Below are 12,115 nucleotides of genomic sequence, written 5' to 3' on the forward strand. Positions count from 1 at the left end.
ACGCCGTAACAGGGGTATGAGCAGGTAATCCGACTGAATTCCATAAAAAAGTATCCAAAACCTCATACCGTATGATGGTTCGCCTTTGCGGCCAAACGTATAGTTTATATGATTGTTTTCATCATGTTTTAAAGACAGCCGTATGACCAGGACAAGGAGCAGGAATGGTTAAGAAGAAAGTTGGCGATACGTTGCCAACGATACCGCAGCAGCATACATAGGAACTCGAACCATCTTTACGTTGTGCACACAGAAAGGAACCTCCGATGACCGACTCGATATCACCAGGCAAACACCGCTTAGAAACACGCACCCCCCCCCGACGCTTCGTCAGCCTCGCCCTGATTGCATGCGTCCTTGCCGCCGTATCCATCCTCGTGCTCTCGCCGATCGGCACGCAACAGGCCTTCGCCGCCGCGGATGGCAAAAACAACCCCGGCTACGTGGTAAACATCCACCCCGGGCAAGCAACGACCATCAACCTCATCGATTACCTGCCCAAAGGAGGAGACCTTCCCCCTGCCGACGACGAAGGGTTCAGCTTTTCCGTAACAACCGCCGAAGCTCCGCTTTCAGCCAACGTGGATCCCTCGGGACTCCTTACGCTTTCGATCCCGTCGACGGCAACCGTGGGAGGCACATGCTCCATGGAGCTATCGATTAAAAGCACCACGGAGAGCACGCAGCACTACTACATCTACCAGTTCACTGTTCGCGTCGTACACAAGGTCGATTCCTTCAACGTCGAAAGAGACCGCTACGCCCTGTACGACGGCACCCCCCAACAAGGCTACACGATTGCCGGCGACGCGCTTGCAGCCTCGTACGATGACGGCACTCGACAATGGTCTAGTGCAGCCTATCCGTTCTCCGTATCCTACAGCGATGGAACCACCACCTCCGCTTCCAAGCCCGTACTTCCGGGGCAGCACACGGCAGTCTTCACCATACCGAACCTGTTCACCAACATCGACGACCCGAATGCCCTTGACGTTCCTTGCGCAGGATCGTTTTCCTTTGACTTCGAGATAGGACGCGGCGACGTTACGGCTTTGATCGAAGCCGAGAAGGTGTACGACGGAACGAACTCGTTTGTCGACGTGTCGCCCCAAGAGCTGTACGGAGTAGTCGAGGGCGACGAGGTTTTTGCAGTTCTCGATCTGAAAGCCGAGGATGCCGCCGTAGGTTCGGAGAAGAGATTCACCGGCACCGCAGCACGTCTTAGCGGCAAAGACGCCGACAAATACACGATGGATCCAACCAGGGTAGAGGGCTGGGTAACCATCACGAAAGCCCCCTTGGTCTTCCGTGCCGATAACATCACCATGAAGGCCGGCGAGGCGCTTCCCCGCTTAAGCTACACGGTCGAAGGATTGGCCGCCGGAGATACGATTGCGCAAGAACCGAAGCTGTCGGTTGCAGCTGCTCTCGATACACCGGGATCCTATCCCATAGCCATCGAAGGCGGTGCCATCGAAGCCGGTAAGAGCGCGAACTACACCATAGCCTACCAGCCCGGTACCCTTATCGTGCAAGCCGCCGCACCGGAAGAGCTGCCCACTCCGCCGGGGACAAACGGCTCCGGGGAAACGCCGGACGCAAACGGCACCGGGGGAGCAACGTCCACCACGTCGGCGAAGGGCACCGAAGCGGCGAAGCTCGCCTCGACCGGTGACGGGTTTGCCACCGCAACATCCCTGATCGCGCTGATCTCGATCGTTGCATTCGGTGCAATCAGGCTGTCGCGCCACCGCACCATGTAAAAGCCATCGAGCACAATCGAGCGATCTCCGCTCGCAGACTTTCAGCACGCCATCCATCGCGTTGTTCGCACCGAACCTGCAACACGCGATGGATGCGCTGCTTGTATTCTCGGGATTTGCATTTGCGGGGGTTTGCGCGGCCCCGCCTCTCGGCGCACGCGCCGACGATCGCACGCGTGTGCGCCCGCCCTTTTCTCCACGGCCTTTGCAGGACCGGGGTTTTACCCGATCAACCCTAATTCCCGCGCCTTCAGAACAGCGTCGGGAGCACTGTGCGCGTCAAGCTTGCGGTAAGCCGCTTGGATGTGGCTCTTGACGGTCGGCACCGAAAGCCCCGCCTGCTCGGCGATCTCGGCGTTGCGGTATCCGTGCGCAAGCAGTTCGAGAATGCGCTTCTGCTGTTTGGACAGCTTCACCGGCTTATCGCTGCGTGCGAGGTTCGCGCACACGCCGCGAAAGCGCCGCGAGCGATCGTGCGCCGCGAGAAACGCTTCCTGCACGAACGCGCGGGCGAGCGGTCCGGCATAGTCGGATCGCGCAACGCGGCTCGCGAGGCTTTTGAGCACCGGCTCGATCGCCGCGCCTTCGTCGGCCACCACCCGCACGTACCCGTAAGGCGCAAGCGCCTCGAGCGCCTCTTCGAGCGCATCGACGGCCTCTTTCTTCTTACCGCGCGCCCACAGCAGGGCGGCCAGCAGGGTTCCGGCCTCGCCGACGTCGAGCGGGCGTCGGAATTCCCGACCGAACGCGAGCAAGCGGCCGAGCAGGCATTCGGCCTCGCCGGTACGTCCGAGCACGATCAGGGAGCGCGCCGTTATGAAATGCTGGAATACGCGTACGAGTTCGATGCGCTCGGCATCGGTTACGAAGTACTCGTCCATCCAGGTTCCCGCAGCGCGCTTGTCGGCATCGGACAGCCTGAGCTTCGTGCGGTACGCCTTGAGGTTCGGAAGGAAATAGGGCGCTTTTTGCTCTACGAAGGACGAAAGCTCTTCGAGCGCGGCTTGCGCCCCGTCGTCGGCCATCTGCCAGAGCGCCGCATGGCGCATGAGAAGGATGCAGATGCGCCCGTCCTCCTTGTTTTCGGGCACAAGAGCCCGCCACGCTTCGTCAAACCCGTCGAGCGCTTCGTCAAGGCGGTTGCGCTCGTAGGCGAAACACGCCGGCATGAGCGGGTAGATGTAGCTCCATTCGGCGCCGAGCAGCTGCGCGAACGTGCGCCCGAGCAGATCCATGCCGCCCTCTTCGAGCGCGATCGCCGAATAATCGAGGTTGCTGCGGTGCGGGTACGGAAGGTTGTGTGTGAACGAGGCGATGGCCGTAGCCAGCCCCTCGGGCGTGAACCGCTTGACGAAGCGGCTGAACATCGAGAACTTCTTCGCCTTCTCGACGATAGTCGTCCGATGGTCGACGCTGTAGGCGAGGATGACGAACTCGACGAAGCGCGAATCGGAGACGGCGATGAGGGGCAGCGTGCGGTACAGTTCGTCCATGTGGTGCTCGTAGGCTTCGCGTTGGCTGGTCAGATACGTGTACCAGGCGGCGAGCACCCGAAGCGGGGGGCACGCCCGGTACGCGTCGTCGGCAAGCGACTCGATTTCGAGCGTCCGCAGAAAGTCGGCGTAGTCCGCCACCGAACCGCGGTTGTTCTCGAACAAAAACAGCAGCAGATACGTATCCATGCCGTGAAACTCGCCGCTTTCGAGCCAGAAGCGCAGCGCACGGGTGTAATCGCCGTGCGTGCGGAAGTGCTCGGCTGCGCGCTTGCAGAGCGCGGCGCGGTCGATGCCGTCGGCAAGGGCCTTGTCGCGCAGGAAATCTTGGAACAGGTGGTGGTAGCGGTAGGTGTCGCCGTAAAGCCGCGAGAGGAACGTGTTCGAGCGAGCGAGGCTATCCATAACCTCGCGGGCATCGTCACGGCCCGAAAGAAGCGCTGCAAGATCGGGGTCGAACGAATCGGCCACGCTCGTCGCCAAGCAGAACGCCCGCAGATTCTCGTCCCACGTGCTCCACACCTGCTCTTCGAAGTAGCTTGCGAACAGGTAGTGGCTGCTCGCCCGAGGCGACGGTCCCGATTTGGCCAGAGCCGCCACGCCGATCGCCCATCCCTCGGTGGCCGCGTACACAAGGCGCGTCTCGTCGGGCGTCAGAAACAAGCCGACCGAATCGAAGTACGCACGAACCTCATCGGCCGTGAAGCGCACATCGTCGGCACAAAACACTGCCGGGCCGCCTCCGAGTTCCGCCCATTCGTCGGGCAGGTCGGCGCGCGAGAGCATTACGACGCTGCATGCACCGGGAAGCCGATTGAGCACCGAAGGCAGCGATTTGACGATCTCTTGGTTGGCAATGAGGTGAAGGTCGTCGAGGACCAGGACGTAGCGCCGTTCGGGCGGTGCCATCTCGGCGATCAGCGCTATCACGTGCTCGACGGGCGATGCGGAAAACGAAGGCGATTCGAGCACCGCGCGCATAGCCGCATTGTCCGCTTGAATGGAATAGAGGCCCGTTGCCAGCTGCTTGTAGAATATCGACGGAACATCGTCGTAGCGGTCGAGCCCGATCCAAACCGTTTCCCGCTTCGCGCTTTGCAGCCAGAGCAACGCAGAAACCGTCTTGCCGCTGCCCGCAGGAGCGCCGATGTAGAGAAACCGCTGCGTTCGAAGCGCGCGGTTCATGGCGTCGACGACGCGCAGGCGCGGAGCGCACACGTCGGGAAGAACCGCGGGAGAGAACTTCTCGCTGAGGATGAGATCGGCGCGATGCCCCCCGCCGGCGGTGCTTTCGGCTTCGGCGTCGCACGAGTCGTCTGCCATGCAATCCCCCTATCGTACCTCGTCGCGAACGCGCCTGTATGCGGCTCGTCGCACAGCCGCATGCGTTCCGGCATGATCCTGTGAAAACCTCATCCTGGATGATAGTCTCATTCGCTCATTCTCAGTATAGTCCAAATACGACCAAACATGCAGGCTTTGGGGACGGGAGCCGCAATCCGCATGCCCCGGGCAGCCAGAACGGCCGCACCCGTATCGGGAAGCAAGAAGCGGTCTTTTCGACGGCACCGAGGCAACGGACAGATGAGACGACCATGAAAGCCACCCCGTGCCAAACGCACCCTGTACAGATCCATCGAAGGAGCACCCTATGATACGTAGCAGCGACCGATCGCTTGACAAGCACCCCGCGCGCCGACGCGCGCGCCTTCGCGCGCAGGCCGCGCTGTTCACCTGCATGGCGGCCCTCGCCTTCGCCACGTTTATCCTGCTCAACACCCACGGGGCGCTTGCGCAGGATGCAGAGGACGCGTCCGACCTCGACGCCACCGCAGTCGCGGTGCCAGAGGGCATCATCGGGGAGCCGCCGCTGGCCTTTCTCAAGGCGGACGCTCGAGACGAAACGCCCGATCAAGATGCGAAAGACGCCCCCGAGGGAGCCGCCCAGATGGTGGAGGGCGCATCGGCTGTACCAGCGGACGCCGCCGAGACAACGGCCAGCGTGAACGACGCCCTGGGGGGTGCCGCCCAGATGGCGGAGGGCAAGCCAAGCTACAATCTCTCCCTTCCCAAACGCGCCGATACGGGTCTCGTCTACAACGGCACGCGCCAGCAAGGCTACGGCGGAGTTCCCGTGGTCAGGATCCTCGCCGACAACGGTGTTGACGAGATGGACTACCACGCACCCCTTTACGTCGAGTACAAAGGCATCAACGGCACGATGTACAACTCCCCCCCGGTCCAAGCCGCAGGATATCAACAAATCAACACCTACGCCCCCATCAACGCCGGCACCTACCAGGTGATCTTCACGGTTCCTGAAAGCCAGTCGTTCACCCTCAATCCCAGCAGCTTCGAGTTCTCGATCGCAAAGGCACCCGCACCCGCGCTTTCGCAGCCTTCCGTGACCCTGTTCGACGCACCGGGCAGCGTTATGGAGTTCGACCTCGCAAGCATGATCGGCCTGCCAAGCGACCTCAACGGCGGACCTTCGTATGCGATAACCGGCTTCACAGAAACCGGACTGGCAAGCGCTGCCGTCGATCCCGCAATTGGGAAGCTGACGCTCACCGCAAACGACAGGGCGAGCCGATCGGTGCAGGACACCGTGACCGTAGCGATCACCGACATGGGCAACTACGAAGATTGCGCGGTCCAGGTGGCGGTAAGCTACGTGACGAAGCCCAGCGCCACGATCGCCGGCGTCAAGGCTGCGACGGACCTCGTCTACAACGGCGAACCGCAGCAGAGCTACACCGGTTCGCCGCAGGCGACCTATCTGTCCCCCTTGAGCAATCAGTCCGAGACCTACAACGGCCCCTTTGTCATCACCTACACCGGTACTGCTTCCGACGGTAGCGCCTTCGGCCCCACTACCCAGGCGCCCACCGCCCCCGGAACCTATCGGGTAGAGTTCTCGGCGCCGGAGGCGGCCTCCTTCACCGGTTCGCTCGCGCTCGATTTCTCCATCGGAAAGGGTGCTTCCGGAGGCCCCGACCCCACGAAAGGCAGCAGCCTTGCCGCCACGGGAGGAAACCTTGCCGCCACGGGAGACGGCCTCTTGCCCGGACTGTTCGCCACCGTGGCCGGAGCCGCGATCCTCGCTGCCCTCATCGCGGGGATCCGCCTGATCGCCAAGCGCCGCAGCTAGAAAGGCAGCGCCTCGCCATTCGCGCTCGATAGGAGGTGCGCCCGGTGATCGGCCCGAGGTCGGGCGAGCGCACCAACCGCGCTCCCGGGGATTGACACTATTAGGTAATACATTTCTCTTTAATACCGCACGGCAGTATGCGAGAATAGACATAAAGGGGGTTTGCCTATGAACCGGAACAACTCGCTCGACCGCCGCACGTTCGTCACAGGAACCTTCGCAACTGGAGCGCTCGTTGCAGCCGGAGCCGCCGCCTGCGGCTGCTCCGCCCCAACCAGCACCGACGGCTCGCAGGGAGCCGCTTCGCTTTCCCACCCGCCCGACGACACGCAGAAGAATGCCTCTGCCATGACCGCCGACGCCAACGAGGCCGTGTACGCCCTCCTCGACTTTTCCGACGAGCGCGAACGCGATTTCGCCAGCCGAAACCTCATCGCAGCGCCCGAAACGCTCGAACTGACCGACGAGAGCGGCAAGGTGGTCTGGAGCCAGAAGGCCTACGCGTTTCTCGACGGAGCCGACGGCTCGCCCGCCGAAGCGCCCGCTACCGCCAACCCGAGCCTGTGGCGCAACGCGCAGCTCAACCACCTGTACGGCCTCTTCGAAGTGGTCGAAGGCATCTACCAGGTGCGCGGCTACGACATGACCAACATCACGTTCGTGGCAGGCGATACCGGCTGGATCGTGTTCGATCCGCTCATGAGCGTCGAATGCTCCCGCGCCGCATTCGAGCTCGTCACCGAAAACCTCGGGAGTCGCCCCGTCACGGGCATCGTGATGAGCCATCCCCATGTCGATCACTACGGCGGCATCAAGGGCATCGTCAGCGAGGAGGAAGTGGCCGAGCGCTCGATCCCCATCATCGTGCCTGCGGGATTCGCCGAGCATGCGGTGGCCGAGAACGTCTACGCCGGCAACGCGATGGGCAGGCGCGCAAGCTACCAGTACGGGGTGATGCTCGATCCGGGGCCGCAGGGAAGCCTGAGCATCGGCATCGGGATGGGCCAGTCGAAGGGCAGCATTTCCTACATCGCCCCCACCGATACGATCGTCGCAACCGGCGACGTGCGCACGATCGACGGCGTGACCATGGAGTTCCAGATGACGCCCGGCACCGAGGCTCCCGCCGAGATGAACACGTGGTTCCCCGATCTCAAGGCGCTCTGGGTGGCCGAGAACTGTACGGGCACCCTGCACAACCTCTACACTCTGCGCGGCGCCGAGGTGCGCGACGGCAACGCGTGGGCGAACTACCTCATGGAGACCAAGGCCCGCTACGGAGCCGAGGCGCAGGTGACCTTCCAGGCGCACAACTGGCCGCATTGGGGCAACGATGTCGTGAACGAGTACCTCGAGAGCACGGCCGCCATGTACAAGTTCATCACCGACCAGACCCTCATGTACGTGAACCTCGGCTACACGTCTACCGAGATCGCGAACATGATCGAGCTTCCCTCCGCACTCGAGAAGAACTGGTATACGCGCCAGTACTACGGTACGGTGCGCCACAACGCGAAGGCCGTCTACCAGAAGTACATGGGCTGGTACGACGCGAACCCCGTGAACCTGCACCCGCTTGCACCTGCGGACACCGCGAAGAAGTTCGTCGAGTACTTCGGCGATACGGACGCCGTGCTCGCCCGTGCAACACAGGATTTCGAGGCAGGCGAATACCAGTGGGTCGCCCAGGTGACGAACCTCATCGTGTTCGCCGATCCCGCAAACGAGGCGGCGCGCCTCCTGTGCGCCGACGCGCTCGAGCAGCTGGGCTACGCGGCGGAATCCGGCACCTGGAGAAATGCCTACCTCACCGGCGCGAAGGAGCTGCGGTTCGGCGTCGACGACGACCCGAAGTACCGCACGACCGGCTCGGCCGACATCCAACGCGCGATGGAACCGGCCATGATGCTCGACTACCTGGGCATCCTCATCGACGCGAACGCGGCGCAGGACCTCGATCTGCGCATCAACCTCGCCTTCACCGACGAGGAAACGTACCTGCTCGTCGTGCGCTCGGGCGTGGTGCTCTACGAGAGGGGCGTGCAGGACGAAAGCGCCGATGCGACGCTCACCATGGAGCGCCTCGGCATGTTCGCCATCCTCAACCGCGACGAGGAGGCCCAGAAAGCGATCCGCGTCGAAGGAGACCCAAACGTCATCGCCAAGCTGACCGAGCACATGGCGGCCTTCGAGTTCTTCTTCAACATCGTCGAACCGTAAGCCGGCCTCAGCCACACGGCGATGCGGTTCGCCCGCACCGCACCGCATCGCCGCGCAGATCGAACTCCAGCCCGCTTTCCCCCGCCGCGCGCACGGCCGACCTGTCTCGATTTGCAGGTTTTTACGCTTTATGTTGCGTTTGGGGCCATTTCGGAGGCGTTTTCAGACGGCCGGGCCGGAGCCGAACAGACATCTTTTGCGTATGCGCAGGTGGAAGCCCCGGGCGGTTCGGACGGTTCCGCCTTCGATGCAACACAATGCGCAAAAACCCGCAAAAGCCCAGTCCGTTGCCAACGCCACCAAACCGGCATGGTCGACGCGGGCAAGCAGGCTGCGGGCGCCGACATCGAACCCGCCCCACAACCTGCGCGTCGCCGACCCCGAACCCGTCCGACAGTCTGCACGGCGCCAACCCCAAATCCGCCCGGAAACCTGCTTGGCGCACACCTTGCAATCGCCATGAGGCCGCTCGCGGATCTATTCCTCTTTCCCGCTGCTGAGCAGCGCTTCGAACTCCTCGATGGGAATGGGACGCGAGAACACGTAGCCCTGCAGCATGTCGCACGCTATCTCTTTGAGCATGGCCGACTGCTTGATGGATTCGATGCCCTCCGCCACCGTTTCGAGTTCGAGCTTTTTCGCAAGGTCGATGACCGACGAGATGACGTTCCATTCGCGTTCGTTGTCGGCGTCTTCGTCGGAAAAGAACGCGCGGTCGAGCTTGAGGACGTCAACATCGATATCCTTCAGCGCGTTGAGCGAGGAATACCCGCTCCCGAAATCATCGAGGGAGCACCGATACCCGTGGCGATGGATGTCGTCGATAACGCCGATGAGCAGCTCGGGGTTTGCGAACACCATGGTTTCGGTCAACTCGATTTCGAGCAGTTCAGCGGGAACGTCGTACTGCGCCCGAATCCGGTCGTACGGCTCGAGGAAATCGTTGTTGCGCAAATGCGCCCACGACATGTTCACCGAGATGGGAACGACCGGCCTTCCCTCGTCGAGCCAGCGACGCAGCATGGCGCACACCCGATCGAACACGTACAGGTCGACTTCGATGATGAACCCGTTGCGCTCGAAAAACGGCACGAACTCGTCGGGCGGCACTAGCCCCCTCACGGGATCGATCCAGCGCACGAGCGCTTCGGCTCCCCCAATCTCGCCATCCTCCAACCGCTGTTTCGGCTGCAGGTAGATCACGAATTCGTCATCCCCTAACGCCAGATGCATGCGGTTTTCCATATCCTTCTCGCGCAGCAGCTTCTGGCGGTCGATCTCGTTGTAGAACACGTAGGTGAAATGCTGCGCCGTGGCGATGGCCTTGCTCGCGTTGCGGGCGACGTTCGAGCGGTCCCGGATGCTCGTGATGGGCAACGCCGGATCGTCGATGCGGTAGATGCCCATCGACATGGTGAGGTAGTACGGATGGGTGCGCCCCTCGTTGAATCGGTTGATGTCGGCGACCATCCCGGTCAGCCGCTCGATGGTTTCCGCCTCGTCCGCCGCCTCGAGCAGCAGGTTGAACGTATCCGCCGAGATCCTCGCGAGCAGCTCCCCTGCCCTCAAGTGCTTTTTCAGCATGGCATGAACGTGCCGCAGCACCTCGTTGCCCATCTCGATGCCCTGAATATCGTTGAGCAGCTTGAACTTCTTCATGTCGAGCGAAACGAGCTGGAAGGCGCCCGCTCCCGCGCACGCGATACGGCGTGCCGCCTCGATATTGAACCGCGTTTGGCTGTACCCCTCGGTCACGGAATCCACGAAGGCGAGCCGCTCGAGATCAGCGTTGGCCTCCTCCAAAGCGAGCTTCTGCGCTTCGAGCTCCACCTGGGCTTCCATGAGCTCGGTCACATCCGTCATGACGGTATAGGACAGCTGGTATCCATCGACGTACTCATCGAGAAACGTTGCCGAGAACTTGACCCACATGAGCTTGCCGCTCTTATGGGCCAACCGCGTCACGCACTCGTATCCGCCCGTATCATGTTCAAGGGCATAGAGAACATGCTCGGTTATGACCGCCAGGTCTTCAGGATTGCTCGCATAATACAGGTCGGGAAGGTTGTGGAACAGCGCCTCGTACTCGTCTTTCGGGAAGCCGATGAACTTGTAGAAGTAGGGGTTTGCCCAAACAAGCGTGAAATGCTCGTCTATTTTGTGCTTGCTCACGCTGAGGTTGAGTAGATCGGTGACTATCCGAAAGTCGTCGTCGCCTTTCGATGCTGCATTATGCAGCTGCTCGTCGGCTGCCATGATCATCTCCCTTGTGAGGTACCTGCTCTAAACGATTCCGCATGCAGTCTCCGCTTGGCTGTATGGCAACGGGTAATTCTACGTCATTTGATCATCGCAAGCCAGCATGGTTGGCCAAACCGTTGGTTGCATCGGCGGGCTTGCGGCCGGCAGCGGCGCCAATCGCCGCGTAAGCCCGATCGAAACGGCCCCGAAAAGCGCGGGAGCCCGCATGGTGCAGGCCCCCGCAACGCTCTGCGATCCGCAGGTTCAGCTCAAGCCGGATGCCTCGCGTCAAGCTCCGCCGAACCCCGCAACGCTTCGCGATCCGCAAGCTCGTATCGAACGCGGCTCACCTACAGCATCGGCACCACGATCGTCACCGGCAATGCGGCGATCACGATCAGGTAGCGCAGCAGGAAGCCGCCGACGAGCACGCCCACGTCGGAAGCAGCCGACAGGTAGTGGGCCTTGCGGCTCTCCTCGAATTCCTTCGGGCTGAAGAACAGAAGCCACGTCTCGAGCACGGTCGGGATCACGAGGCCGACCGCCACGAGCCCGATCCAGAACAGCGGCGCGTGCTCGCCCACGAGCAGGCTCATAACCGAGTTCCAACCCGCATCCGAATTGAACGACGTGATGAACATGAGCGAGGCCAGAAGCACGATCTCGATGATCGGGAAGCAGAAGTGGAACTTCTTGAGCACACCCACCATGTTGAACTCGTCGGCATGGCGGAACACCGAAACAAGCAGCACGGCCGCAGCGCCCGCCGACATGGCCGACACGAGGAACAGGATGGGCAGAAGCGCGTTGTTCCACAGCGGGAACGTCTTGCACACGCCCAGGAGCACACCGGTATAGATGGCCACGCACACCGCGAACACCGTCCCCACGATGTCGAGCCACACGGGAATCGACCGCTTGAGGAAGTCGAGCAGCACGGCGACGAGCGCTATGACGACGAATCCCGCGAGGAACACGACGCCCCACGTCATGACGGAACCGAAGTTGGTGAGCAAAAGCGCAAAGCGCAGCGGGTTATGCAAGCCGCCTTCGGCGTCTACCATGAGCAGCAGCAAGCCGATGATCACCACGACGGGCGCGATGATGTGCGCAATCCTGCGCATATTGACCGCTTCGGGGTGCTTCCACCCCAGGAAGGCCGAGGTGGCGAACGCCCCGCCGCCGAGACCCGCCAGGAACAGATACCACGCGATGATGGCACCCCAGATAGGTTCGAAAGACATCGC

The 12,115-nt window shown here is 62.0% G+C and carries 6 protein-coding genes; 3 read left to right on the top strand and 3 right to left on the bottom strand.

Annotated features, from left to right (window positions below):
* Positions 1-266 precede the first annotated feature (266 nt).
* Positions 267-1,763 carry an MBG domain-containing protein gene (locus tag MWL89_RS14685; RefSeq protein WP_244387025.1) on the top strand — a complete coding sequence of 499 codons (1,497 nt, stop codon included), beginning with the start codon at positions 267-269 and terminating at the stop codon, positions 1,761-1,763.
* 221 nt (positions 1,764-1,984) lie between these two features.
* On the opposite strand, the gene MWL89_RS14690 is transcribed toward MWL89_RS14685, so the two are convergent.
* A complete protein-coding gene (locus tag MWL89_RS14690; protein WP_244387027.1) occupies positions 1,985-4,579 on the bottom strand; it encodes a winged helix-turn-helix domain-containing protein in 2,595 nt (864 codons plus the stop codon).
* A gap of 328 nt (positions 4,580-4,907) precedes the next feature.
* Here MWL89_RS14690 and MWL89_RS14695 point away from each other — a divergent pair, with 328 nt between their 5' ends.
* Positions 4,908-6,407, top strand: coding sequence for a hypothetical protein (locus tag MWL89_RS14695; protein ID WP_244387029.1), 1,500 nt, complete (start codon positions 4,908-4,910; stop codon positions 6,405-6,407).
* Positions 6,408-6,575: 168 nt separating this feature from the next.
* Positions 6,576-8,627 carry an alkyl/aryl-sulfatase gene (locus tag MWL89_RS14700; RefSeq protein WP_244387031.1) on the top strand — a complete coding sequence of 684 codons (2,052 nt, stop codon included), beginning with the start codon at positions 6,576-6,578 and terminating at the stop codon, positions 8,625-8,627.
* A 477-nt stretch (positions 8,628-9,104) separates the two neighbouring features.
* Here the strand turns inward: MWL89_RS14700 and MWL89_RS14705 are convergent, their stop codons facing one another.
* Together MWL89_RS14705 and nrfD are read right to left on the bottom strand one after the other, a co-directional pair.
* Positions 9,105-10,883 (bottom strand): bifunctional diguanylate cyclase/phosphodiesterase, encoded by a 1,779-nt coding sequence (locus tag MWL89_RS14705; protein ID WP_244387035.1) that lies wholly within the window; start codon positions 10,881-10,883, stop codon positions 9,105-9,107.
* A gap of 335 nt (positions 10,884-11,218) precedes the next feature.
* Complete coding sequence (nrfD, locus tag MWL89_RS14710) at positions 11,219-12,112, bottom strand: NrfD/PsrC family molybdoenzyme membrane anchor subunit (RefSeq protein ID WP_102380084.1); 894 nt, start codon at positions 12,110-12,112, stop codon at positions 11,219-11,221.
* Between the last annotated feature and the right edge of the window lie 3 nt (positions 12,113-12,115).

Source organism: Raoultibacter timonensis, assembly GCF_022845715.1.
Lineage (GTDB): Bacteria > Actinomycetota > Coriobacteriia > Coriobacteriales > Eggerthellaceae > Raoultibacter > Raoultibacter timonensis.